Consider the following 23,851-nt stretch of genomic DNA (forward strand, 5'->3'; position numbering starts at 1 on the left):
CCGTTCCTACCCGTTTCCGTTCCTACGCGTTGCCGTTCCTACGCGTTGCCGTTCCTACGCGTTGCCGTTCCCGGGCGTCACCGCTCCCCCGCTCGGTGCGCCGTCGGCCGGGTGCCGGTCCGGCCGCGCGCCGCGGGCCCGCAGTTCGCGGCGCAGCACCTTGCCGCTGGCGGACTTCGGCACCGCGTCCAGGAACTCCACCTCGCGGACCTTCTTGTACGGGGCGACCCGGCGGGCCACGTACTCGATCACCTCCTGTTCGGCCAGGTCGCAGCCGAACGCGGGCACCACGTACGCCTTGGGGTGCTCGGCGCCGTGGGCGTCGCCGACGCCGATCACCGCGGCGTCGGCGATGCTCGGGTGGGTGAGCAGCACGGCCTCCAGTTCGGCCGGGGCGACCTGGTAGCCCTTGTACTTGATCAGCTCCTTCACCCGGTCGACCACGAACAGGTAGCCGGCGTCGTCGACGTGGCCGACGTCACCGGTGTGCAGCCAGCCGTCCGGGTCGACGGTCGCGGAGGTCTCGGACTCCTTGCCGAAGTAGCCCCGCATCACCTGCGGGCCGCGGAACAGCAGTTCGCCGTCCTCGCCGGGGCCGAGGTCCTGGTGCGGGGCCGAGAGGGAGCGGATCCGCAGCTCGGTGCCGGGGACCAGGCGGCCGACGGTGCCGACCGGCGGGTTCGGGTCGCCGGGCGGGAGGACGTGGGTGACCGGGGACAGCTCGGTCATGCCGTAGCCCTGCAGCAGGTGCGACAGGCCCAGGCGGCGGGCGCAGGCGGCGGCCAGTTCGGCGTCCAGCGGGGCGGCGGCGCTCAGCACGTAGCGGATCGAGGACAGGTCGAAGCGGTCGACCAGCGGGTGCTTGGCCAGTGCGAGGGCGATCGGCGGGGCCACGTACACCGCCTCGATCCGGTGCTGCTGGATGGCCGTCAGGAACTGCTCCAGGTCGAAGCGGGGCAGCACGACCACGGTGGCGCGGGCCCGCAGCGGGCGGTTGAGCAGGGCGGTCAGGCCGTAGATGTGGAAAAAGGGAAGCACCGCCAGGGTGCGCTCGCCGGGGCGGGGGCCGAGTAGCGCGTCGACCTGGGCCAGGTTGGTGGACACCGAGCGGTGGGTCAGCATCACGCCCTTGGGCAGGCCGGTCGTCCCGCTGGAGTACGGCAGCACCGCCAGGTCGGTGGCCGGATCGATCGACGGGGCGGGCTCCGGGGCCGAGCCGGCCGCCAGCTCGGCGAGCGAGCGGTGGCCCTCGGCCTCGTCGCAGACGAAGATCTCGGCCACCGGGTGCTCGGCGGCCGCCTGCCGGGCCACCGGCAGGAACGCGGCGACGGTGATGATCCAGCGGGCACCGGAGTCGCGCAACTGCCCCGCCAGTTCCGCGGCGGTGGCCAGCGCGCTGACCGGGGTCACCGTCGCGCCGGTGCGGGTGGTGCCGTAGAACGCCAGCGGATAGGCGATCGAGTTCGGACTGAACAGCGCCACCACCTCACCCTTGCCGACCCCGGCCTCGGCGAGCCCCGCCGCGACCCGGCGGCTGCCCGTCTCCAGCTCCCGGTAGCTGACGCTGCGCCCGGTCAGGCCGTCCACCAGGGCCGGACGGTCGGCGTGCTCGCCCGTGGCGCAGCCGTCGAGGACGGCGTCGTGGATCGGCAGGTCGAGCGGGGCGACGGACGGGTAGTCGCTGTGGAACACCATGCGGGCCTCCGGGCGGCTCGGCGGGCGCGGGCGCGATCGCGGGGGTGCGGTCGCGGGGTGCGGGGGCGGGTTGGTATTGCCAGTGCGATGGGTACTCGCGGATGCGATATGCCATTACTTACGTGAGGGGCTATTACATTGGTGAGTGTCTATTGTGAACACGAGAATCTATCGCACGAATAATTGGGTGTAACGGTTGGGAGATGACGTTGCGGTCGTGATCGCGGTCGCAGTTGCGGTGCAAGCGTGCCGGGGGATGGCTGGCCGCCGCCAGGGCGCGTGCCCGGCTTACCGGCGTACGCCGGGGTTCTCCTGGCGGGTGATCAGGTCGAGCAGGCGGGCGTGGGTCTCCTCGTCGGCTGCGGCGATCAGGCCGCCGTCGCCGTGGTGGACCGGTTTGCCGCGCAGGTCGGTGACGGTGCAGCCGGCGGCCTCGCAGAGTGCGATGCCGGCTGCGAAGTGGACGCTGTCCGCCAGTTGCCCGTCCGTCAGGTACGCGGCGCGGCGGCCGGCGGCGACCCAGGCCACCGCGAGGGTGCTGGAGACCACCCGGGGGCGGAAGGCGCGTTCGAAGTCGGGGGCGGTGAGCAGGCGCGCGACGCGCAGCGCGGGGGCGTTCGGGTAGGGCGGGTCGAGGTTGAGGTCGACCAGTCGGGAGCCTGCGGACGGTGCCAGCGGGGTGTCCTCCCCGTGGTGGCGGAGGGCGGCGCGGGTGCCGTCGGTCCAGTACGTCTCACCGGTGTACGGGTCGGCGGTGGCGGCGGCGACCGTCCGGCCGCCTTCCTGGAGTGCGACGTTGACGGCCACCAGATGGGTGCCCACCGCGAAGTTGAGCGTCCCGCACAGCGGGTCGACCAGCCAGCGGCGGGCGGCGTCGGGCGGGCCGGTGCGGCCGCTCTCCTCCGCCGTGAACGCGTCGTCCGGGCGGGCGGCACGGAGGAGGTCGAGGATGGCCCGCTCCGCTTCCACGTCCACCGCGGTCGCGAAGTCGCCGCCGCCCTTGTCCTGCCGTTCGACGCCCTGCCACGCACGGCTCCGCACCACCTCCGCCCCGAGCTCGGCGGCCTGGCGGGCGAGGTCGGCGTCACTCACGGGGGTCCTTCCGGTCGGTGGGCGGCTCGGGCTCGGTCGGGGGTCCGTCCAGGCTTCCGGTTCCCGGGCGCGGGGCTGGTGGAAGAGTACGGCGGCGCTCTCCGCGTGGCCGGCGGCGGGTGGAGGCGGCAGACGGTGGCGACGGGTGATCGGGGTGGCGCCGCCCGGGCGGATGGGACGGATCAGTAGGAGCGCGGCAGGCCGAGGGTGTGCTGGGCGACGTAGTTGAGGATCATCTCCCGGCTGACCGGGGCGACCCGGCCGACGCGGGTGGCGGTGATGAGGGCGGCCAGGCCGTACTCCCGGGTGAGGCCGTTGCCGCCGAGGGTCTGGACGGCCTGGTCGACGGCGCGGCAGGAGGCTTCGCCGGCCGCGTACTTGGCCATGTTGGCGGCTTCGCCGGCGGCCAGGTCGTCGCCCGCGTCGTACAGCTGGGCGGCCTTGCGGGTCATCAGTCGGGCGAGTTCGACCTCGATGGCGCACTGGGCCAGGGGGTGGGCGATGCCCTGGTGGGCGCCGATGGGGCGGTCCCAGACGGTGCGGGTGCGGGCGTAGGAGACGGCGGTGTCGAGGGCGTGGCGGGCGATGCCGAGGGTGAAGGCGGCGGTCATGATGCGTTCGGGGTTGAGGCCCGCGAAGAGTTGCAGCAGGCCGGAGTCCTGGTCGCCGACCAGGGCGTCGGCGGGTAGCCGGACGTCGTCCAGGAAGACCTGGAACTGCTTCTCCGGGGCGGTGAGTTCCATCGGGATGGGCTGGTACTCGAAGCCGGGGGTGTCGCGCGGGACGACGAACAGGGCGGGCTTGAGCTTGCCGGTGCGGGCGTCCTCGGTGCGGGCGACGAAGAGGACGGCGTCGGCCTGGTCGATGCCGGAGACGAACACTTTGCGGCCGGTGAGCAGCCAGTCGGCGCCGTCGCGGCGGGCGACGGTGGAGATGCGGTGCGAGTTGGAGCCCGCGTCGGGCTCGGTGATGCCGAAGGCCATGACGGCGGTGCCGTCGGCGAGTCCGGGCAGCCAGCGCTGTTTCTGCGGGTCGGTGCCGAACCGGGCGATGACGGTGCCGCAGATCGCCGGGGAGACGATCAGCATCAGCAGCGGACAACCGGCCGCGCCCAACTCCTCGAGGACGGTGGCGAGTTCACCGATACCCGCGCCTCCGCCGCCGTACACGGCGGGGAGGTTGACCCCGAGGTAACCCAACTTGGCTGCTTCCGACCAGAGTTCGCGGACGGGTTCTCCGGCACGGGCCTTCTGCTGGAAGTAGTCGCGGCCGTAGCGGGCGGCGAGGGCGGCGACCGCCGCGCGCAGGTCGCGCTGGTCCTCGGTGTCGGTGAGCGAGGCCGACGGGGTGGACGGGCTCGATGGGGTGGGCCGACTCGACGGGGTCAGGGGGGTGGGCATGGCGGGGTCCTGTCTGTCGTGGGTGGCGAGACGGTGGCGGCGGGGCACGGCCGTGGCAGCGGGACGGGGCAGGTCAGTGATCGGGGCGGACGACGGCGAGAACGGTGCCGGTTTCGACCTGGCGGCCGAGGGTGGCGGGGAGGTCGGTGAGGGTGCCGTCCGCGGGGGCGGTGACCCGGTGTTCCATCTTCATCGCCTCGATGCTGAGCAGGACTTGGCCTGCGGTGACGCGTTCGCCGGGCCGGGCGTCGATCCGGACGACGGTGCCGGGCATCGGGGCGAGCAGGGTGCCGGGGGCGAGCGGGGCGGTGGGGGCGGGGTGGCGGTCGACGGCGGTCAGGGCGTGGTGCTCGGTGGGTGCGTCGACGAAGACCTGGTCGCCGTACCGGGCGATCCGGTAGTGGCGGCGCAGTGGTCCGATCGCCAGGTCGACGGAGTCGGGTGTGCTGTGCAGGAGTTGGACGTCGGGGTGGTCGTCGGCGCGCAGCCCGTCGCGGGTGAGGCGGTAGCGGACGTCGTACTCGGTGCCGTCGGCGGCGCGGTAGCGCTTGGCCTGCGGCTGGGAGGGCAGGTTGCGCCAGCCGGAGGGGAGTTCGCGCAGGGGGCCGCGGCGGTCGGCGGCGTCGGCGAGGGCGGCGGCGAGCGCGGCGAGGGGGGTGGATTTGCCGTCGGGGGCGGTGAGTTCGGCGTGGTGGTCGGTGAGCAGGGCGGTGTGGACGCGGCCGGCCAGGAAATCGGGGTGGCGCAGGGCGCGGACCAGCAGGTCGCGGTTGGTGGTGGGGCCGTGCAGGCGGGCGCGGGCGAGGGCGTCGGCGAGGCGGCGGGCGGCGGCGGTGCGGGTGGGGGCCCAGGCGACGGCTTTGGCGAGCATCGGGTCGTAGTGGACGGTGACCCGGTCGCCGGTCCCGGCCCCCGCGTCCAGGCGCAGCCCGGCCGGGCTCGGGAGGGTGGCGAACTCGACGTCTGTACCCGGGAGTTCGAGGAGGTGCAGCGGTCCGGTGGCGGGCTGCCAGTCGCGGGCCGGGTCCTCGGCGTACAGGCGGGCCTCGATCGCGCAGCCGCGGACGGGGGGCGGGTCGGCGGGGAGCTGTTCGCCTTCGGCGACGGCGAGTTGGAGGGCGACCAGGTCGAGTCCGGTGACGCACTCGGTGACGGGGTGTTCGACCTGGAGGCGGGTGTTCATCTCCAGGAAGGCGAGGCGCCCGTCGGGGGCGAGGAGGAACTCGGCGGTGCCGGCACCCCGGTAGCCGACGGCGCGGGCGGCGGCGACGGCGGCGGCGTGCAGGCGGGCCCGCAACTCGGGGGCGAGGCCGGGGGCCGGGGCCTCCTCGATCACCTTCTGGTGCCGCCGCTGGAGTGAGCAGTCGCGGTCGCCGACCGCCCACACGGTGCCGTGGGCGTCGGCGAGCAGCTGCACCTCCAGGTGCCGTCCGGTGGGCAGGTAGGGCTCGCAGAACACCTCGTCGTCGCCGAACGCGGCGGCGGCCTCGGCCCGGGCGGCAGCCAGCGCGTCGGGGAGCTCGGCGAGGGTGCGCACCACCCGCATGCCGCGTCCGCCGCCGCCCGCCGCGGCCTTGACCAGCAGCGGCAGGTCGGCCTCGGCGGGGTGGGGGCCGACCTCCAGGACGGGGACGCCCGCGGCGGCCATCAACCGCTTGGCGGCGGTCTTGGAGCCCATCGCGGCGATAACGGCGGGCGGCGGGCCGATCCAGCGCAGCCCGGCGTCCAGCACGGCCTGCGCGAAGTCGGCGCTCTCGGAGAGGAACCCGTACCCGGGGTGCACGGCGTCGGCTCCCGCGTCGAGGGCGGCCCGGACCAGCAGGTCGGCGCGCAGGTAGGTGTCGGCGGGCGCGGCGCCGGGCAGCCGGACGGCGGTGTCGGCCTCCCGGACGTGCCGGGCCTCGGCGTCCGGGTCGGCGTACACGGCGACGGTGGCGATGCCGAGGGTGCGGCAGGTGCGGAAGACCCGGCGGGCGATCTCGCCTCGGTTGGCCACCAGCAGGGAGGTGATCATCCGTCAGTTCGCTTTCTCGCGGGAGTAGCGGGGCGGGGGCGGAGAGGTCGTGGGGTGGGGCGGTGAGAGGTACTCGCGGTTGCAAGCTGGTGCAGTAGTGAGGGGGTGTCACGGTTGCGAGAGGCTGCAATCGCGAGAGGGTGTCACGGTTGCGAGCAGGTGCAGTGGCGAGATGCCCTTGCGACAGTAAGGGGGTGTCACGGTTGCAGGATGCTGCAACCGTGAGGGGGTGTCACATGCGGAAAACGCCATACCCCTTGGCGCCCGCGATCGGGCCGCTGTGGAGGGCGGACAGGCAGAGGCCGAGGATGGTGCGGGTGTCGCGCGGGTCGATCACTCCGTCGTCGTAGAGGCGGCCGGAGAGGAAGACCGGGAGGGACTCGGCCTCGATCTGCTGCTCGACGGCGGCGCGGATCGCGGCGTCGGCCTCCTCGTCGTAGGGCTGGCCCTTGGCGGCGGCGGACTGGCGGGCGACCAGGGAGAGGACGCCGGCGAGTTGCTGGGGGCCCATCACCGCGGATTTGGCGCTCGGCCAGGTGAACAGGAAGCGGGGGTCGTAGGCCCGACCGCACATGCCGTAGTGGCCGGCGCCGTAGGAGGCGCCCATCAGGACGGAGAGGTGCGGGACGGTGCTGTTCGCCACCGCGTTGATCATCATCGCGCCGTGCTTGATGATGCCGCCCTGCTCGTACTCCCGGCCGACCATGTAGCCGGTGGTGTTGTGCAGGAAGACCAGCGGGCGGTCCAGCTGGTTGGCGAGTTGGATGAACTGGGCGGCCTTCTGGGACTCCTGGCTGAACAGCACGCCCTGGGCGTTGGCCAGGATGCCGACGGGGTACCCGAGCAGGGTGGCCCAGCCGGTGGCGAGGCTGGTGCCGTAGCGGGGCTTGAACTCGTCGAAGTCGGAGGCGTCGACGATCCGGGCGATCACCTCGCGGGGGTCGAAGGGCGCCTTGAGGTCGCCGGGGACGATGCCGAGCAGTTCGTCCTCCGGGTACGCGGGCGGCTCGGGGCGCCGCGCCGGTTCGGGGCCGGACTTGCGCCAGTGCAGCCGGTGGACGACCCGGCGGGCCAGGCGCAGGGCGTCGGGTTCGTCGAGGGCGAGATGGTCGGCGAGGCCGGAGGTGCGGGCGTGCATCTCGGCACCGCCGAGCGACTCGTCGTCGGACTCCTCGCCGGTGGCCATCTTCACCAGCGGCGGGCCGCCGAGGAACACCTTGGCCCGCTCCTTCACCATGATGACGTGGTCGGACATCCCCGGCACGTACGCACCGCCCGCCGTGGAGTTGCCGAACACCACGGCCACGGTGGGGACGCCCGCCGCCGACAGCCTGGTCAGGTCGCGGAACAGCGCGCCGCCCGGGATGAATATCTCCTTCTGGCTGGGGAGGTCGGCGCCGCCGGACTCGACCAGGTTGATCAGCGGGAGCCGGTTGCGCAGCGCGATCTCGTTGGCCCGCAGGGCCTTGCGCAGCGTCCACGGGTTGGACGAACCGCCGCGCACGGTCGGGTCGTTGGCGGTGATCACGCACTCGGTCCCGGCCACCGTGCCGATGCCGGTGACCAGTGCCGCACCGACCTGGTACGGGCTGCCCCAGGCGGCGAGCGGGGAGAGTTCGAGGAACGGCGAGTCCGGGTCGAGCAGCAGCTCGATCCGTTCGCGGGCCGCGAGCTTGCCCCGACTGCGGTGCCGTTCCAGGTACTTGGGTCCGCCGCCGGCCAGCGCCTTGGCGTGTTCGGCGTCCAGGTCGGCGAGTCTGGCGAGCATCGCGTCGCGGTTGGCCGCGTACTCGGGTGCGTCCGGGTCGAGCCGGGTGGGCAGGACGGTCACAGCGGGGCCTCCGGGGGCTCGGGCCGGACGGGCGGGAGGGGCGGGACGGGCGAGAGGGGCGGGAGAAGGGGTTCCGGGATGTCGAGGTGGCGGGAGCGCAGCCACTCCCCCAGCGCCTTCGCCTGCGGGTCGAACCTGGCCTGGGCGGCGACGCCTTCGCCGAGCAGGCCGCGGAGGGTGAAGTTGACCGCCCGGAGGTTCGGGAACAGGTGGCGCTCGATCTCCAGTTCGGCGGTCTCCGGGAGGAGTTCGCGCAGTCTGGCGGTGGTGAGGGTGTGGGCGAGCCAGGGCCATCCGGCTTCGTCGCGGGCCCAGAGGCCGAGGTTGGCGTCGCCGCCCTTGTCGCCGCTGCGGGCTCCGGCGACCAGGCCGAGCGGGGCGCGGCGGGTCGGCCCGGGGCGCGGGGGCGGCGGCAACCGCACGGGCGGGGTTGGGGGTTGGCGGGTGGTGGTGGCCGTCGGGGGCGGGACGGAGACGCGCCAGCCGGTGGCCGGGCGATCGGCGGGCAGGCTGGTGGCGGGCAGGTGGTCAGCGGGCAAATGGGCGGTGTGGTCGACTGCCTTCTGGTCCAACTCCCTTGCTTCGAACACCCCGTAGGGGCTGGGGCGGCCGGGCGGGGCGGTGAGGTGGAAGCCCGGGTAGCCGGCCAGGCCGAGTTCGACGGCGGCGGCGGTGAGGGCGCGTCCGACCCTGTGCTCCTGCGGGTCGCGGGCGGTGAGCCGGAGCAGGGTGCTGGCGCGTTCCTCGGTGTCGGCGTCCGGGTGCTGAGTGCGGGTCTCGGTCCAGCGCAGTTCGGCCGGCGGGTCGGCGGCCAGCGCCCGGTTCAACTGCCTTTGCACCAGGGCGGATTTGGCGTCGGCGTCCAGGCCGGTGAGGACGAACGCCAGCTCGTTGCGGTACCCGCCGAGCCGGTTCAGCCCGACCTTGAGGGTGGCGGGCGGGGCCTCGCCGCGCACGCCGTCGATCCGGACCCGGTCGGCGCCCTGCGCGGTGAGCGTCACGGTGTCCAGCCGGGCCGTGACGTCCGGCCCGAGGTAGCGCGGTCCGCCCGTCTCGTAGAGGAGTTGGGCGGTGACGGTCTCCACGGTCACCGCGCCGCCGGTGCCCGGGTGCTTGGTGATGACGCTGCTGCCGTCGGCGTGCAGTTCGGCGATCGGGAAGCCCGGGTGGTCGACGTCGTGCTCGGTGAAGAACGCGTAGTTCCCGCCGGTCGCCTGCGCCCCGCACTCCAGGACGTGGCCCGCCACCACGGCTCCCGCCAGCGCGTCCAGGTCGTCCGGCGTCCACCCGTGGTGGGCGATGCCCGGCCCGACCACCAGCGCGGCGTCCGTCACCCGGCCGGTCACCACCACGTCCGCGCCCGCGCGCAGGCACTCGGCGATCCCGAACGCCCCCAGGTAGGCGTTCGCGGCCAGCAGCGGACGGTGCGGGCCCGGCTCCTCCGTCCAGCCGAACTCGTGCGCCCTGGGGAGGAGTTCGTCGCCGGTGACGTGGCCGATCCGGGCCCGGAGGCCCTGCCGGGCGGCGAGTTCGCCGAGCGCTTCGGCCAGCCGGGCCGGGTGGAGGCCGCCCGCGTTCACCACGATCCGCACCCCGCGGTCGAGCGCCTCGGCGAGGCACTCCTCGGCCTGCCGCAGGAACGTCCGCGCGTACCCCAGCGACGGGTCGCGCAGCCGGTCCCGGGCCAGGATCAGCATGGTCAGCTCGGCCAGGTAGTCCCCCGTCAGCACGTCCAGCGGCCCGCCGGTCAGCATCTCGCGGAACGCGCCGAACCTGTCCCCGTAGAACCCCGAAGCATTGCCGATCCGCAGCACGAAACCTCCCCAACTCCGCCGCGCCCGGCCGCCGTTGACGGCGGTCTCCGGGAACCGGGCGCGTCCGGTCGGGACCGAGCGTGGCAGCAACCCGGGGACAAATCAAGCACGCGTGCTTGTTTTTGGTCGGCGGAGGACGGGCGGATCGGGGGTGGGGCTCGGGGCAGGACGGGCCGGGGTGGCGCGCGTTCCCGCCGCCCCCGGCGGGGCCGTTGTCGGCGAGGTGCGGCATGCTCCACGCATGCTTCACGCGATGACCGAGCGCGGACTGTCGATGCGCGACCCGGGGCCGGCCGCCCTGGGCCGGCTGGTGGCGAACATGCAGCGGGGCGAATCCCACCTGATCGTCGAACGGTTCGGCGCGGACGAGCCGGCGGGCGACTGGTACGTGCAGGTCCGCCTCCGGGAGGACGGCGTCTACCAGCTGGAGTACCGCGACGGCGTCCCCGCCGGGCACTACCGGACCCTGACGCTCTCCCCCGCCAAGGTGGTGGACGCGCTGGTCGGCTGGTCGCGCGGGCAGACGGAGTGGCGGTCGGGGTTCGACTGGACCGGCATCGGCGACCGGGCTTCGGGCGGCGGCCGGGTCACGGGCGGCAGCTGAGTACCGTCGCTGCGGTCGGGCCACGTTCACGCGTGTGCGGGGGGCGGGACGGGGTTTCAGAGCATCCAGAGGCCGAAGCCCGCGACCAGGATGCCGGTGGCGATCAGCAGGGGGCCGAGCAGGTGGTCGCGGGGGCGGTCGGTGCCCGGGCGGATGCGGATGGTGGAGGCCAGGCCGACACCGGAGAGCAGGACGCCGAGCGGCGTCAGGACCGCCCACAGGACGGGTGCGGCGAGGTGGCCGGAGATCATCGGCCGGTCGGCCCGCCGGCGGGTCGGGGGCGCGCGCCGGGCGCTGACGGGGCGTGGGGTGGGGCCATGGCGGGTCCTCCTGCGGTGTTCCGCACGACGCTACCCGGGGGCGCAACAAGACTCCGCCACGGATTGGCAAAGCCTTCCCCGCTCCCGCCGGATCGCCTCGGAGCCGCCGCCCCTGACGGGACGTCAGGTTCACCCGGGCGGCCCATCAGCGCGAACGCGGGACAGTTCGATTCACAGAGAACGCCCAGCGACTTCCCGGCATCCGCTCAGCCCCCCCCCGGAGGGTCTCGCCGGCGGCGCCCCGGGCGCGACGACGGCGACGGACGGCGGCGGCAGCGGCGGACGGCGGCGGCAGCGGCGGACGGCGGCGGGCCGTGGATGCGGAAGGGCCCCGGTCCGGCACCACCTTGCCGGGCCGGGGCCGGGGCCCGCGGGAGCGGGGAGGTCCGCCCTCAGCCGACCGGGACGGTCGGGGCCGGTTCGACGGCGGGGGCGGCCACCGCCTCCCGCACCGCCCGGGCCGCCGCGCGGCGGGCGAGGAAGCGGTTGACCAGGGTGACCATCGCCCAGGCGTAGGCCCAGCCGACCAGGATGTCGATGATGAAGTGCTCGGCGCCGTAGACCAGCGTGAAGGCCATCGCCAGCGGGTACGCGGTGAGCAGGACGCGCAGGGTGCGGCCGGCCTTCGGCCAGAACACCAGGGCGATCATCATCGGGTAGGCGGCGTGCAGCGAGGGCATCGCGGCGACGTCGTTGGCGAACTTGCTGCCGTTCTCGAAGACGGTGCCGGCCCGGTGCAGGCCGCTGCTGTCGAGGACCGTGGAGACGACCCGGCTGACGGCCGGCATGTGGCCCTCCAGCGCGGTCAGCCACGGCGGGTCGGCCGGGTAGAGCACGTAGGTGACGAAGCCGATCGCGGTGATCGCCAGGTAGCAGCCGAGGAAGTGCCGGAACCGGGCGTGGTTCCGCTTCCACAGCACGGCGAGGATCACGAACACCGCGAAGAAGTGCGACATGTAGACGGTGACGGCCGCGTAGTCGTACCACTGCGGCTGCCCGGGGTGGTAGAGCCAGTCCTGGAGCCGGACGGTCCAGGTCTCGCCGAAGCCGAGCACCTTGTCGAAGGCGAGTTGCGGGGCGTAGTGCGGTTTCCAGGGGGTGTGCGAGCCGTAGCCCCGGAGCAGCGAGTACGTCCAGACCACGGCCATCACCGGGACCCAGTCGCGCAGGACGTACAGCCACCCCTTTCGACCGCCGCTGTGCACGGACGCCGCGATCAGGGCGGCGATCAGCCAGAGGAAGACCACGTCGTTGGCGTACGGCAGGCCGTAGACGACCAGGTAGCGCCAGAACGCCACGGCGAACAGCGGCCAGGCGAGGTGGCGGAGTCTGAGCCGGGACAGGAGGTGGAGCGCCAGGGAGCGTGACCGGGCTGCCAGGTGGGACGAGTCGATCATGCGTCACGAAGCTAGCAACTGCGGCTTGGAGATTCCTCCTGCCGCGCGCCGGGGTTCCCAGCGAGTTCCCAGGCGGCACACGGACGGGTCGCGACCTCCGCCAACTGCCCTAATGTTCGACATTAATAATGTCGAGTATTAATGTGGTGGCATGACGAGGAAGTCGACGGGTGCCGGGAGCGGCCCCGAACCGGTCGAGGACGACCACGGCGGCGACGGCGGTTCCACCCGGGCGCGGCTGATCCGGTCCGCCGAGCGCGCGTTCGCGGCGCGGGGCGTGCACGGGGCGCAGCTGCGCGAGGTGGTGCGGGGTGCCGGGCAGGCGAACCCGTCCGCGGTGCAGTACCACTTCGGTTCGCGCGAGGGGCTGCTGGACGCGGTGATGGCCGAGCGGCAGCGGCGCACCGAGCGGGCGCTCGCCGAGCGGCTGCCGCGGCCCGAGGGGTGCGGGCTGGGCGAGCTGCTCGGGGCGCTGGTGGACGCGGAGTCCACCGAGCTGCGCACCGAGCGCGGCCGGGACTGCCTGCGGATCTCCACCCAGGTCAGCCACCGCAGCGGCATCCGGGAGCGGCGTCCGCACGCCGGGCTCACGGGCACCCTGTACTGGCGGCTGATCCTCGCGCTGGAGGAGCCGCTGGTCGCGCTGGCGCCCGAGCCCGTCCGGCTGGAGCGGATCGACCTGGCGCTGACCCTGATCGGGGCCGCGCTCGCCGAGCGCGCCCGGCAGCTGGCCGAGGGCGAGCCGACCCTGAGCGGGGACCGCGCGTACCTGGCCGACCTCGTCTCCGTCTGCACCGGCCTGCTGACCGCGCCGGTGCCCTGACCACCGCCGCCGCGTACCGGGCGCCGGGCCGCGGGCGCCGGGTGTAGGGCACCGGGTGTCGGGTGTCGGCGGAGGACGTACCACTGGAACGAGCGCCCGCGAGGCATGTGCCCCGGAGGGCGAGTGAGCAAGGAGCACGTCATGAACGAACTGTCCGGCAAGACCGTCGTCATCACCGGCGGGGCCCGGGGCCTGGGCGCGGAGACCGCCGAGCAGGCGGTCGAGGCGGGGGCGAACGTGTTGATCACCGACGTCCTGGACGCGGACGGCGAGGCCGTCGCCGCGGCGCTGGGCGAGCGGGCCCGCTACCGCCACCACGACGTCACCTCGGAGCAGGACTGGGCGGACGTGGTCGCGTACGCGCGGGCCGAGTTCGGGGCGGTGCACGGGCTGGTGAACAACGCGGGCATCTCCGCCGGGAGCTTCCTGGCCGAGGAGTCGGTGGAGCACTTCCGCAAGGTCCTGGACGTCAACCTGACCGGCGTGTTCATCGGCATGAAGGCGGTCGTTCCGGCGCTACGGGAGGCCGGGGGCGGCTCGGTGGTGAACATCTCCTCGGCGGCCGGCCTGATGGGCCTGGCGCTGACGGCCGGCTACGGCGCGTCCAAGTGGGGCGTCCGCGGGCTGACCAAGATCGGCGCGGTGGAGCTGGGCGTGGACCGGATCCGGGTGAACTCCGTCCACCCGGGCATGACCTACACCCCGATGACGGCGTCCACCGGCATCCGGCGCGGTGAGGGCAACTACCCCAACACCCCGATGGGCCGGGTCGGCGAGGCCCCCGAGATCGCCGCGGCCACCGTCTTCCTGCTCTCCGACGCGGCCTCCTACATCACGGGCGCCGAGCTCGCGGTGGACGGCGGCTGGACCACCGGCCCGACCGTCCGCTACGTGATGGGCCAGTGATCGAGCGGTCGAGTGATCGAGCGGTCGGTGACCGGGGGCCGGGGGCCGGTGTCAGTCCAGGACGGCGGACTCCCCCAGCGCGATCCGGGCGTAGCGGGTGGCCGCCTCCTCGCCGAGCCAGCCGTCGAAGTTCTCGGCGCCGATCGCGCTCAGGTTGGCGTCGTGGATCGGGAAGGTGCGCTCCGGGCGGATGGCGCGCACCGTTTCGATCGCCTCCCGCAGGCTCAGCCACGGGCCGGACGCGGGGAGCAGCAGGGCGCGGACGTCCTCCCCCGGGCCGTGCGGGACGTGCAGGGCGTCGCCGGGGTGGTAGACGCCCTCGACCAGGTAGCCGAGGTTCGCGCAGTCCGGGTACCCGTCGATGACCTGCGCGTGCCGCCCGCCGACCGCGCGCACCGCGAAGCCGCCCGCCTCGAAGCCCTCCCCCGCCCGGACGGCGGTGGGCGGGCGGTCGGCGAGGGCGGGGTGCCCGGCGAGTTCGGCCGCGAGCTCCGGGTGGGTGTGGACCTCCAGGCCCGGGTCGGCGGCCCGGGCGGCGGCGAGCAGGCCCTCGTCGAGGTGGTCGGCGTGCGCGTGCGTGTAGAGCACCGCCCGGACGCCGTGGAACGCCTCCGGCTCCGTCCAGCAGCCCGGATCGATCAGGACGGAGCGCTCCCCGTCGGGTGAGTCGATCCGGACGCAGGCGTGGGCGTACTTCGTCAGGCGCATCGGATCAACCTAGCCCGGGGCTGCGGTGGTCCGCATCCCGTTTTCCGCAGGGCGGTTGACGGTGCGTCAGCCGCTGCGCCGGTGGCGGCCGAGTGGGCGGGCCGGACCCGGTGCGGGGTCAGCTGGGGTCGGTTTCGATGCGGTGGACGATGAGTTCGCAGAGTTCGTGGGTGCGCAGGGCGTCGGTGGCGTCGAGGGTCTTGCCGGCGCGGAGGGCGTCGAGGAAGTGCTGGACGATCTGCTCGATGCCGCGTTGGCGGGCGACGGGGACCCAGTCGCCGCGGCGGCGGACGGTGGGCTGGCCGCGGTGGTCGACGACCTCGGCGAGGTTGTGGACCTCGCGCTTGGAGTCGGCGCCGGAGACTTCGAGGATCTCCTCGGTCGAGCCGGAGACCCGGTTCATGAGGCCGAGGGCGGTGAAGCCGTGGCCGGCGAGGGTGAGGACGACGTGTTCGACCAGGCCGTCTCGGGTGCGGGAGCGGACGTCCACGTGCTCGATCTCGCCGGGGACGAGGAAGCGCAGGGTGTCGACGACGTGGATGAAGTCGTCGTAGACCAGGGTGCGGGCGCGTTCGGGGAGGCCCTCGCGGTGCTTCTGGAGCACGATCAGGTCGCGCGGGCGCTCGGCGGCGAGCAGGTAGCCGGGGGCGTGGCGGCGGTTGAAGCCGACCATCAGGGAGCGGCCGGTGCGCTCGGCGAGGGAGGTCAGGCGGCGGGCGCCGTCGAGGTCGTAGGCGAGCGGCTTGTCGACGTACACGTCGACGCCGCGGGTGAGCAGTTCCTCGACGATCGGGACGTGCTGGTCGGTGGCGGCGTGGACGAAGGCGGCGCGGATGCCGGAGTCGATGAGCTCGCCCAGGTCGGTGGTGCGGAACGGAAGGCGGTGGGCGTCGCCGATCCGGTCGAGCTTGGCCCGGTCGCGGGTCATCAGGCGCAGGTCGATGCCGGGTTGGGCGGTGAGGACGGGCAGGTACGCCTTCTGCGCGATGTCGCCGAGTCCGACGACGCCGATCGGGATCGGGGTCGTGCCGGGTCCGGTCTGGTGATCGCTCATCGGGCACTCCTGCGAGGGTGGGTGGTGGTGGTCCCCGGCCATCCGGCAGCATATGCCAGGACGGTTGTTGAGCAGTCAGGACGTGGTGGATCGGCCGATTCGCGCCGGTGCGGCAGGAGGACGGCGAGGGGGCGGGGGGTCGGGAGCGGCGCCGAGGATCCGGCGGAAGTCGGCCACCGCGGTGGCGAACCGGTCGCGGTAGCCGCCCTGGGCCAGTCGGAGCATGAAGAGCACCGCGTCGTCCGGCCGCGGGTCGGTGTAGGGCTGTCCGTTGTAGTCGAGGAAGAGCAGCATCGACTCGAAGGCGGTGCGCTTGTTCCGGTCCGTCATGGGGTGGTTGCGGGCCAGTGACTCGCCGAGCGCGACCGCCTTGGTCCATACGTCCGGGTACGCGTCCGCCCCGAACGCGGAGGACTGCGGGCGGCCGAGCGCGGAGCGCAGCAGCGAGCGCTCGCGGACCACCGCGACGTCGCCCAGAAGGTAGGCCATGTCGTCCTCGTCCAGGTGGTCGGTGGTGTGCCGGTGGGGCGCGTTCACAGCTCGGCCAGCCTCTCCAGCGTCTCGGCGTTCGCCGCCCGGATCCGGGCCACCAGCGCGGCCCGTCGTACGGCGCGCTGCTCGGCGTCGGGTCGCCGGTCCCGGTCGTGGTCGTGGAACTGCTCGTACTCGTGCTCGTGCGGCATCTCGGGCCTCCCCCCGTTCGGTTCGGGAACGGAAACTAGCAGGTGGGAGGGGTGGCGTTCGACCGGTTATCGGGGCGGGGCGGGGGCGCGGGGCGGTCAGGCCGGGTGGTCGAGGGGGGCGGCGGCCTCGGCGAGGGCGGTGAGGACCGGGCGGATCAGGGGGTGGAGTTCGGCACCGGCCCGGGTCGCGGCGAAGACCCTGCGGGTGGCGAGGGCGCTGTCGACGGGGCGGACGGCGACGGCGGCGAGTTCGGCGCCGCGCAGGGCGGAGCGCGGGACGAGGGCGACCCCGGCGCCGGCCGAGGCGAGCGCGGTGACGGCCCGGAAGTCGTCGGAGGAGTGCACCAGCCGCGGCTGGAAACCCGCGTGCTCGCAGGCCAGCAGGACCACGTCGTGGCAGGGGTTGCCGGGGTAGGGGCCGATCCAGGGTTCGGCGGCGAGGTCGGCGACCGCGACGGGCCCGCTCCCGGCGGCCAGCGGGTGGCGCAGCGGGAGGACGGCGTCGAAGGGTTCGGCGTACAGCGGCAGGCGGGTCAGGCGGCGGTCGTCGGGGCGCGGCGCGCCCCGGTACTCGACGGCGACGGCGATGTCGGCGCGCCCGTCGAGCAGCATCGGCAGGCTGGCGTCGCCCTCCGCGTCCAGGGCGCGCACCCGCAGGTCGGGGGCGGTGTCCGCGAGGGCGGTGACGGCGGGGGCGAGGACGAGGGCGATGCCGGTGGCGAAGGCGGCCACGGTGACCTCGCCGGCCGCGCCGGAGCTGTAGGCGGCCAGGTCGGCCTCGGCGCGTTCGAGCTGGGCGAGGACGGCGTCGGCGTGGGTGAGCAGGATCTCCCCGGCGGCGGTGAGCCGGACGCCCCGGCCGGCCCGGACCAGCAGGGTGTGGCCGGTCTCCTGTTCGAGGGCGGCAAGCTGCTGGGAGACCGCGGAGGGGGTGAGGTAGAGCGCGGCCGCGGCGGCGGTCACGGTCCGGTGGTCGGCCACGGCCCGGAGGGTCCGCAGCCGTCGTGCGTCGATCACGGGTCAATTCTGCCAGCGCGGCGGAGCCGACCGGAACGGGAGCGGCCGGGACGGGGGCGGCCGGGCGGCCCGGGAACCCAGCGCGGAGGCCGGAGGGCGGAGGGCGCGGAGGCCGGAGGGCGCGGAGCGGAAGGTGGCGCGGGGAGCCGGGAGTGGCTCCCCGCGCCGGGCGGGCCGTCCCCGGAGGGGGGTGGGGGGCGGCCCGGAGGGGGGCGCGGTCGAGGGTGGGTCCGCGCCCTGGCGGGAGGGGACGGGGTCAGGCGTCCAGGGCGGTGCGGGCGTCGATGAAGGCGGCGACGGCGCGTTCGACGTCCTCGGTGCTGTGGGCGGCGGAGAGCTGGACCCGGATCCGGGCGGCGCCGTGCGGGACCACGGGGTAGGAGAAGCCGATCACGTAGACGCCGCGTTCGAGCAGGAGTTCGGCGAGGCGGCCGGCCTTGGCGGCGTCGCCGACCATGACGGGGGCGATGGCGTGCTCGCCGGGCAGGATCTCGAAGCCGGCCTCGGTCATCTTCGTCCGGAACAGCTCGGTGTTGGCGCGCAGCCGGTCGCGCAGGTCGTCGCCGGTCTCCAGCAGGTCGAGCACGGTGAGCGAGGCGGCGGCGATCACCGGGGCGAGCGAGTTGGAGAACAGGTAGGGGCGGGAGCGCTGGCGCAGCAGGGCGACGATCTCGCGGCGGGCGGCGACGTAGCCGCCGGACGCGCCGCCGAGGGCCTTGCCGAGGGTGCCGGTGATGATGTCGACCCGGTCGGTGACGCCGTGCAGTTCGGGGGTGCCGCGGCCGGTGGGGCCGACGAAGCCGACGGCGTGCGAGTCGTCGACCATGACCATGGCGTCGTAGCGGTCGGCGAGGTCGCAGATCTCGGCGAGCGGGGCGATGTAGCCGTCCATCGAGAAGACGCCGTCGGTGACGATGAGGCGGCGGCGGGCGTCCTGGGTGTCCTGGAGCTGCTTCTCCAGGTCGGCGAGGTCGCGGTTGGCGTAGCGGTGGCGGCGGGCCTTGCAGAGCCGGATGCCGTCGATGATGGAGGCGTGGTTGAGCGCGTCGGAGATGACGGCGTCGCGCTCGTCGAGCAGGGTTTCGAAGACGCCGCCGTTGGCGTCGAAGCAGGAGGAGTAGAGGATGGTGTCCTCCTGCCCGAGGAACTGGGAGAGCCGCTGTTCGAGTTCCTTGTGGACGTCCTGGGTGCCGCAGATGAAGCGCACCGAGGCCATGCCGTAGCCCCAGCGGTCCAGGGCGTCCTTGGCGGCGGCGACCACGGCGGGGTGGTCGGCGAGGCCGAGGTAGTTGTTGGCGCAGAAGTTGAGCACCTGGCCGCCGTTGCCGGAGGTGACGGTGATCTCGGCGGACTGCGGGGTGCCGATGACGCGTTCCGGCTTGAACAGGCCGGCTTCGCGGATCTCGGCGAGGGTGGCGGCGAGGTCGTCGCGGACGTTCTCGAACACGGGGTGTCGCTCCTAACGAGGGGTCGGCTGGCTTGCCGGGGAAGGGAGTTCGGGGGCAGTCCCTAGAGCTCCGTCCAGTCCAGGATGACCTTGCCGCAGTTGCCGCCGGCGGCCTCGTCGAAGGCGGCGTCGAAGTCCCGGGCGGCGTGCCGGCCGGTGATCACCGGGGTGAGGTCGAGTCCGCCCTCCAGCAGCACGGACATCGCGTACCAGGTCTCGAACATCTCGCGGCCGTAGATGCCCTTGATGGTGAGCATCGAGGTGACCACCCGGGCCCAGTCGATCGGGAAGTCGTCGGCGGGCAGGCCGAGCATGGCGATCTTCCCGCCGTGGGTCATGTTGGCGATCATCGACTGCATGGCCTCGGGGCGGCCGGACATCTCAAGGCCGACGTCGAAGCCCTCGCGCAGGCCGAGCCGGTGCTGGCCGTCCTCGATGGTGTGCTGCGAGACGTCCAGGGCGAGGGTGACGCCGAGTTCGCGGGCCAGGTCGAGGCGGTACGGCGAGACGTCGGTGATCATGACGTTGCGGGCGCCGGCGTGCTTGGCGACGGCGGCGGCCATGATGCCGATCGGTCCGGCGCCGGTGACCAGGACGTCCTCGCCGACCAGCGGGAAGGAGAGCGCGGTGTGCACGGCGTTGCCGAACGGGTCGAAGATCGCGGCGACGTCGAGGTCGACCGGGACGCGGTGCACCCAGACGTTGGAGGCGGGCAGCGCGACGTACTCGGCGAACGCGCCGTCGCGGTTGACGCCCAGGCCGACGGTGTTGCGGCACAGGTGGCGGCGGCCGGCCAGGCAGTTGCGGCACTTGCCGCAGACCAGGTGGCCCTCGCCGCTGACCAGGTCGCCGACGGTGACGTCGGTGACGGCGGCGCCGACGGCGGCGACCTCGCCGACGAACTCGTGGCCGACGGTCAGCGGGGTCTTGATGGTCTGCTGGGCCCAGCCGTCCCACTTGCGGATGTGCAGGTCGGTGCCGCAGATGCCGGTGCGCAGGACCTTGATCAGGACGTCGCCGGGGCCGATCTCCGGTTCCGGGACGTCGGTCATCCACAGTCCGGGTTCGGCGTTCAGCTTGACGAGTGCCTTCACGGCGAGCGCTCCTGACGCGGGGTTCGGCGGGCCTGCGGGTCGGCAGGCCCGGGTGCGGGCGTGCGGCGGTTCGCAGCCCGGTGGGGCGGCCCGGCGTGCGGCGGCGACCGGCCCGGCAGGGTGAAATCTGCCTGGTCACGGTAGGTTCGGTCCATCGAGGAATTCTTAACGGGTGCCACAGCTGGGCTGAACGATCGTGCCCGAGCGGGGCCGCCGGTCCGGCTCCGGCGTGCCGCAAGACACCCGGACGGAGCAGCGGCGCGGGGGCGTCCGGGCGGTGCCGAGGGGTGTCGCGAGGGGTGCCGGGCGCGGGTCGGCGAGTGGCTGACGGCGGGTCAGCCGGGCGTCCGGGTTTTGACCTGGTCTTGACACACGGGATTGGTCCAGTCCATTTTGTTGTGCGCGCTCCCTACGCACCTCCGCCCCCATCCCCCACTGGAGGTCCCCGTGCACGCCCCCAACCGCCGCGCCACCGCGGTCGGCGCCGCCGCGCTGCTGCTGGCGACGGCAGCCGTCGCCGCCATCCCGAGCAGCGCCAGCGCCGCGAACATCCTGACCAACCCCGGCTTCGAGATCGGCACGCTGAGCGGCTGGTCCTGCTCCGGCGGCCTCGGCTCGGTGGTCTCCACCCCCGTCCACGGCGGCTCGAAGGCGCTGGCCGGCGCGGCCGGCGCCTCGGACAACGCCAAGTGCGCGCAGACCGTCGCGGTGCAGCCCAACACCACCTACTCGCTGTCGAGTTGGGTGCGCGGCAACTACGTGTACCTCGGCGTCACCGGCGGCGCCTCGACCTGGACGCCGGCCGCGGCCGACTGGAAGCAGCTGACGGTCAGCTTCACCACCGGCGCCTCGCAGACCAGCGCCGAGGTGTACCTGAACGGCTGGTTCGGGCAGGGCACGTACTACGCGGACGACATCAGCCTGGACGGCCCGGGCGGCGGCACGCCGGACACCCAGGCGCCGACCGCGCCGACCGGCCTGGCCGCGACCGCCACGGCCGCCACCCAGGTCTCGCTCTCCTGGGGCGCGTCCGGCGACAACGTCGGCGTCACCGGCTACGACGTGTACCGCAACGGCACGCTGGCCACCACCGTCACCGGCACCACCGCGACCGTCACCGGCCTGACCGCGTCGACCGCGTACACCTTCACCGTCAAGGCGCACGACGCCGCGGGCAACGCCTCCGCCGCGTCCAACTCCCTCTCGGTGACCACGCCTTCGGGCGGGGACCAGCAGGCGCCGACCGCGCCGACCAACCTGGGCGCGACCGCCACGGCCGCCACCCAGGTCTCGCTCTCCTGGGGCGCGTCCGGCGACAACGTCGGCGTCACCGGCTACGACGTGTACCGCAACGGCACGCTGGCCACCACCGTCACCGGCACCACCGCGACCGTCACCGGCCTGACCGCGTCGACCGCGTACACCTTCACCGTGAAGGCCCGCGACGCGGCGGGCAACGCCTCCGCCGCGTCCAACGCGCTGGCGGTGACCACGCCCCCGACCACCACCCCGAGCGGCTTCAAGCAGGCCGCGCCGTACCTGTACAACGGCTGGGGCAACCCGCCGGCCGCGACCACCGTGATGAACGCCACCGGCGTCAAGTGGTTCACCCTGGCCTTCGTGCTGGCGCAGAACGGCTGCAACCCGGCCTGGGACAGCCAGCGCCCGTTGCTGGGCGGCGTGGACCAGCAGACCGTCAACGCGGTGCGCGCCGCGGGCGGCGACATCGTCCCGTCCTTCGGCGGCTGGTCGGGCAACAAGCTCGGCCCGAACTGCGCCGACGCGACCGCGCTGGCCGGCGCCTACCAGAAGGTGATCGACGCCTACGGCCTGAAGGCGATCGACATCGACATCGAGAACACCGACGAGTTCGAGAACTACACCGTCCAGGACCGCATCCTGAACGCGCTGAAGATCGTCAAGCAGAAGAACCCCGGCATCCGGACGATCGTCACCTTCGGCACCTCGACCAGCGGCCCGACCGCCCCCGGCAACCGGCTGATCGAGCAGTCCAAGGCGCTCGGCGCGGACATCGACGTCTTCACCATCATGCCGTTCGACTTCGGCAACGCGTCCACCGACATGTACGCCGCCACCGTCAGCGCCGCCACCGGCCTGAAGAACAAGCTCAAGTCGGTCTACGGCTGGGACGACGCCACCGCCTACGCGCACCTGGGCATCTCCGGCATGAACGGCCTCAGCGACAACAACGAGACCACCACCGTCGCCAACTGGACCGCGATCCGCGACTGGGCCAACACCAACCACATCGCCCGCCTGGCGTTCTGGTCGGTCAACCGCGACCGCGGCTGCGCGGGCGGCGGGCTGCAGGAGACCTGCTCCGGCATCGCCCAGTCCGACTGGCAGTTCAGCTCCATCACGGCCGGCTTCACCGGCTGACGCACCGCCGCTCCCCCGACGGCCCCGGTCCCACCCCACGGAGACCGGGGCCGTCCCCGTCCCCGGGCCGGTGCGCGGACGGAACGGGCCCGGCGAACCGGGGTGTCAGTCGGTGGGGGCCAGCCGGGCCGGGAAGCCGCCGGTGGCGATCGGGCCCCAGCGGCGCGGGGTGATCCGGATCAGCGACTTGCCCTGACGGCGCATCGCGGCGCGGTACTCGTCCCAGTCCGGGTGCTCGCCGGAGATGGTGCGGTAGTACTCGACCAGCGGCTCCAGCGCCTCCGGCAGGTCCAGCACCTCGGCCTCGCCGTCGACCTGCACCCAGGGGCCGTCCCACTCGTCGGAGAGCACCACCACGCTGACCGCGGTGTCGCGCCGGGCGTTGCGGGTCTTGGCCCGCTCCGGGTAGGTAGAGACCACGATCCGGCCGTCGTCGTCGACGCCGCAGGTCAGCGGGGACGCCTGCGGGCTGCCGTCGGCGCGCCGGGTGAGCAGCAGGGCACGGTGGCGGGGGCGGACGAAGTCCAGCAACTCGGCGAGTTCCACCCGGGTGTTGGTGGCGATCGAAGGGCTCATGGCGGCCAGCCTAGTGCGGCGCTCCGGAATCGTGCCGGATCAGCGCGGGCGGTCCTGACGGGGCGTCGGGACGCACTAGGGTCGTGCTCCGTCGGCAGGCTGCGAGACGGAGGGAGCTGGGACGGTGCGGACCGCGACCGTGACGCCCGAGGGCGATCAGATGCGCTGGGTGGAGTTCGAGGGGCAGGAGGCGGCCCGGGTCTACGTGCACGGGCTGGGGGCCAGCGCGCCCGCGTACTTCGCGGCCTCGGCGGTCCATCCGCTGCTGGCCGGGCGGCGGTCGCTGCTGGTGGACCTGCTGGGGCACGGCCTCAGCGACCGGCCGACCGGCTTTGACTACACCCTGGAGTCGCACGCCGACGCGCTGGCCGCGCTGCTGACCGCCGCGGGGGTGTCGGGCGCGGAGCTGGTCGCGCACAGCATGGGCGGTTCGGTGGCGGTGGTGCTCGCCGACCGCCACCCGCACCTGGTGTCCCGGCTGCTGCTGGTGGACGCCAACCTCGACCCGGTGCCGCCCCGGCCCGGGCACGGCGGCGGGAGCGGCATCGCCGCGTACACCGAGGAGGAGTTCCTCGCCGGGGGCTGGGCCGAGGTCGCGGACCGGGTGGGGCCGCACTGGTGGTCCACCATGCGGCTGGCCGGGCGGGAGGGGCTGTACCGCAGCGCCGTCCACCTGGCCCGCAACACCTCGCCGACGGTGCGGGAGGTGCTGAGCGGCCTGTCCGTGCCGCGCACCTTCCTGCTGCCGGCGTCCGGCACCCCGCTGCCGGGCGCGGAGGCGCTGGCCGCCGCCGGGGTGTCGGTGGTGGCCGTCCCGGACTGCGGGCACAACATCATGCTGGACAACCCGGAGGGCTTCGCCCGGGCCGCCGCCGCCGCGCTCGCGCCGGAGGCGTAGCGGCGACGGGGTAGCGGGCGGGAGCGGCAGGGCGGACGGGCGGACGGGCGGGGCAAGGCGGACGGGCGGGGCGGACGG

At 73.8% G+C, this 23,851-nt stretch carries 21 protein-coding genes; 5 read left to right on the top strand and 16 right to left on the bottom strand.

Annotation, left to right across the window (positions count from 1 at the left end):
- Positions 1-54: 54 nt before the first annotated feature.
- The 6 genes from K353_RS01010 to K353_RS01035 all read right to left on the bottom strand — a co-directional run bounded on the left by K353_RS01010 (position 55) and on the right by K353_RS01035 (position 9,846).
- Positions 55-1,695, bottom strand: a complete 1,641-nt coding sequence (locus tag K353_RS01010; RefSeq protein WP_111551617.1) for a 4-coumarate--CoA ligase family protein — start codon at positions 1,693-1,695, stop codon at positions 55-57.
- Between the two features lie 288 nt (positions 1,696-1,983).
- On the bottom strand, positions 1,984-2,787 hold the full coding sequence (locus K353_RS01015) for an inositol monophosphatase family protein (protein WP_111551618.1): 804 nt from the start codon (positions 2,785-2,787) through the stop codon (positions 1,984-1,986).
- 182 nt (positions 2,788-2,969) lie between these two features.
- Positions 2,970-4,187, bottom strand: coding sequence for an acyl-CoA dehydrogenase family protein (locus tag K353_RS01020; protein WP_233533279.1), 1,218 nt, complete (start codon positions 4,185-4,187; stop codon positions 2,970-2,972).
- A 73-nt stretch (positions 4,188-4,260) separates the two neighbouring features.
- Entirely contained in the window at positions 4,261-6,201 is a 1,941-nt protein-coding gene (locus K353_RS01025) for a biotin carboxylase N-terminal domain-containing protein (protein WP_111551619.1), read from the bottom strand.
- A gap of 232 nt (positions 6,202-6,433) precedes the next feature.
- The gene (locus tag K353_RS01030; RefSeq protein WP_111551620.1) at positions 6,434-8,032 is read right to left on the bottom strand and encodes an acyl-CoA carboxylase subunit beta; all 1,599 of its coding nucleotides are present in this window, start codon (positions 8,030-8,032) and stop codon (positions 6,434-6,436) included.
- A complete protein-coding gene (locus K353_RS01035; protein ID WP_111551621.1) occupies positions 8,029-9,846 on the bottom strand; it encodes an acyclic terpene utilization AtuA family protein in 1,818 nt (605 codons plus the stop codon). Before K353_RS01035 ends, K353_RS01030 begins: the two co-directional genes overlap by 4 nt.
- 253 nt (positions 9,847-10,099) lie before the next feature.
- Between K353_RS01035 and K353_RS01040 the strand changes: the two genes are divergently transcribed.
- Positions 10,100-10,450 carry a hypothetical protein gene (locus K353_RS01040; protein WP_233533280.1) on the top strand — a complete coding sequence of 117 codons (351 nt, stop codon included), beginning with the start codon at positions 10,100-10,102 and terminating at the stop codon, positions 10,448-10,450.
- 56 nt (positions 10,451-10,506) lie between these two features.
- Here the strand turns inward: K353_RS01040 and K353_RS01045 are convergent, their stop codons facing one another.
- Both K353_RS01045 and K353_RS01050 read right to left on the bottom strand, forming a co-directional pair.
- Positions 10,507-10,701, bottom strand: a complete 195-nt coding sequence (locus tag K353_RS01045) for a hypothetical protein (RefSeq protein ID WP_100838900.1) — start codon at positions 10,699-10,701, stop codon at positions 10,507-10,509.
- Between the two features lie 461 nt (positions 10,702-11,162).
- Positions 11,163-12,167, bottom strand: a complete 1,005-nt coding sequence (locus tag K353_RS01050) for a phosphatase PAP2 family protein (RefSeq protein WP_111551622.1) — start codon at positions 12,165-12,167, stop codon at positions 11,163-11,165.
- Positions 12,168-12,318: 151 nt separating this feature from the next.
- On the opposite strand from K353_RS01050, the gene K353_RS01055 reads away from it, so the two are divergent.
- Both K353_RS01055 and K353_RS01060 read left to right on the top strand, forming a co-directional pair.
- Complete coding sequence (locus K353_RS01055) at positions 12,319-12,990, top strand: TetR/AcrR family transcriptional regulator (RefSeq protein ID WP_111551623.1); 672 nt, start codon at positions 12,319-12,321, stop codon at positions 12,988-12,990.
- Positions 12,991-13,131: 141 nt separating this feature from the next.
- The gene (locus tag K353_RS01060; RefSeq protein ID WP_111551624.1) at positions 13,132-13,896 is read left to right on the top strand and encodes a glucose 1-dehydrogenase; all 765 of its coding nucleotides are present in this window, start codon (positions 13,132-13,134) and stop codon (positions 13,894-13,896) included.
- 51 nt (positions 13,897-13,947) lie between these two features.
- Here the strand turns inward: K353_RS01060 and K353_RS01065 are convergent, their stop codons facing one another.
- The 7 genes from K353_RS01065 to tdh all read right to left on the bottom strand — a co-directional run bounded on the left by K353_RS01065 (position 13,948) and on the right by tdh (position 19,899).
- Complete coding sequence (locus K353_RS01065; protein ID WP_111551625.1) at positions 13,948-14,604, bottom strand: MBL fold metallo-hydrolase; 657 nt, start codon at positions 14,602-14,604, stop codon at positions 13,948-13,950.
- A 118-nt stretch (positions 14,605-14,722) separates the two neighbouring features.
- Positions 14,723-15,658, bottom strand: a complete 936-nt coding sequence (locus K353_RS01070) for a Gfo/Idh/MocA family protein (RefSeq protein ID WP_111551626.1) — start codon at positions 15,656-15,658, stop codon at positions 14,723-14,725.
- A 75-nt stretch (positions 15,659-15,733) separates the two neighbouring features.
- Entirely contained in the window at positions 15,734-16,195 is a 462-nt protein-coding gene (locus K353_RS01075; RefSeq protein ID WP_233533281.1) for a type II toxin-antitoxin system death-on-curing family toxin, read from the bottom strand.
- A complete protein-coding gene (locus K353_RS34125) occupies positions 16,192-16,341 on the bottom strand; it encodes a hypothetical protein (RefSeq protein ID WP_158585305.1) in 150 nt (49 codons plus the stop codon). Before K353_RS34125 ends, K353_RS01075 begins: the two co-directional genes overlap by 4 nt.
- 96 nt (positions 16,342-16,437) lie before the next feature.
- On the bottom strand, positions 16,438-17,358 hold the full coding sequence (locus tag K353_RS01080) for a LysR family transcriptional regulator (RefSeq protein ID WP_111551627.1): 921 nt from the start codon (positions 17,356-17,358) through the stop codon (positions 16,438-16,440).
- A gap of 256 nt (positions 17,359-17,614) precedes the next feature.
- Positions 17,615-18,805 (bottom strand): glycine C-acetyltransferase, encoded by a 1,191-nt coding sequence (locus K353_RS01085; RefSeq protein WP_111551628.1) that lies wholly within the window; start codon positions 18,803-18,805, stop codon positions 17,615-17,617.
- 62 nt (positions 18,806-18,867) lie between these two features.
- Positions 18,868-19,899 (bottom strand): L-threonine 3-dehydrogenase, encoded by a 1,032-nt coding sequence (gene tdh, locus K353_RS01090; protein WP_111551629.1) that lies wholly within the window; start codon positions 19,897-19,899, stop codon positions 18,868-18,870.
- A gap of 447 nt (positions 19,900-20,346) precedes the next feature.
- On the opposite strand from tdh, the gene K353_RS01095 reads away from it, so the two are divergent.
- Positions 20,347-22,299: a fibronectin type III domain-containing protein gene (locus K353_RS01095; protein ID WP_111551630.1), complete on the top strand. Its 1,953-nt coding sequence runs from the start codon at positions 20,347-20,349 to the stop codon at positions 22,297-22,299.
- 105 nt (positions 22,300-22,404) lie between these two features.
- On the opposite strand, the gene K353_RS01100 is transcribed toward K353_RS01095, so the two are convergent.
- On the bottom strand, positions 22,405-22,875 hold the full coding sequence (locus tag K353_RS01100) for a PPOX class F420-dependent oxidoreductase (protein WP_111551631.1): 471 nt from the start codon (positions 22,873-22,875) through the stop codon (positions 22,405-22,407).
- 124 nt (positions 22,876-22,999) lie between these two features.
- Between K353_RS01100 and K353_RS01105 the strand changes: the two genes are divergently transcribed.
- A complete protein-coding gene (locus K353_RS01105) occupies positions 23,000-23,773 on the top strand; it encodes an alpha/beta fold hydrolase (RefSeq protein ID WP_111551632.1) in 774 nt (257 codons plus the stop codon).
- Positions 23,774-23,851 lie beyond the last annotated feature (78 nt).

Source organism: Kitasatospora sp. SolWspMP-SS2h, from assembly GCF_003259315.1.
GTDB classification, from domain to species: domain Bacteria; phylum Actinomycetota; class Actinomycetes; order Streptomycetales; family Streptomycetaceae; genus Kitasatospora; species Kitasatospora fiedleri.

Bases quoted from the DNA above. Each gene is read 5' to 3' on its own strand.
- K353_RS01010 (WP_111551617.1), bottom strand. From the start codon at position 1,695: ATGGTGTTCCACAGCGACTACCCGTCCGTCGCCCCGCTCGACCTGCCG.
- K353_RS01020 (WP_233533279.1), bottom strand. From the start codon at position 4,187: ATGCCCACCCCCCTGACCCCGTCGAGTCGGCCCACCCCATCGAGCCCG.
- K353_RS01025 (WP_111551619.1), bottom strand. From the start codon at position 6,201: ATGATCACCTCCCTGCTGGTGGCCAACCGAGGCGAGATCGCCCGCCGG.
- K353_RS01040 (WP_233533280.1), top strand. From the start codon at position 10,100: ATGACCGAGCGCGGACTGTCGATGCGCGACCCGGGGCCGGCCGCCCTG.
- K353_RS01045 (WP_100838900.1), bottom strand. From the start codon at position 10,701: ATGATCTCCGGCCACCTCGCCGCACCCGTCCTGTGGGCGGTCCTGACG.
- K353_RS01050 (WP_111551622.1), bottom strand. From the start codon at position 12,167: ATGATCGACTCGTCCCACCTGGCAGCCCGGTCACGCTCCCTGGCGCTC.
- K353_RS01055 (WP_111551623.1), top strand. From the start codon at position 12,319: ATGACGAGGAAGTCGACGGGTGCCGGGAGCGGCCCCGAACCGGTCGAG.
- K353_RS01060 (WP_111551624.1), top strand. From the start codon at position 13,132: ATGAACGAACTGTCCGGCAAGACCGTCGTCATCACCGGCGGGGCCCGG.
- K353_RS01065 (WP_111551625.1), bottom strand. From the start codon at position 14,604: ATGCGCCTGACGAAGTACGCCCACGCCTGCGTCCGGATCGACTCACCC.
- K353_RS01070 (WP_111551626.1), bottom strand. From the start codon at position 15,658: ATGAGCGATCACCAGACCGGACCCGGCACGACCCCGATCCCGATCGGC.
- K353_RS34125 (WP_158585305.1), bottom strand. From the start codon at position 16,341: ATGCCGCACGAGCACGAGTACGAGCAGTTCCACGACCACGACCGGGAC.
- K353_RS01100 (WP_111551631.1), bottom strand. From the start codon at position 22,875: ATGAGCCCTTCGATCGCCACCAACACCCGGGTGGAACTCGCCGAGTTG.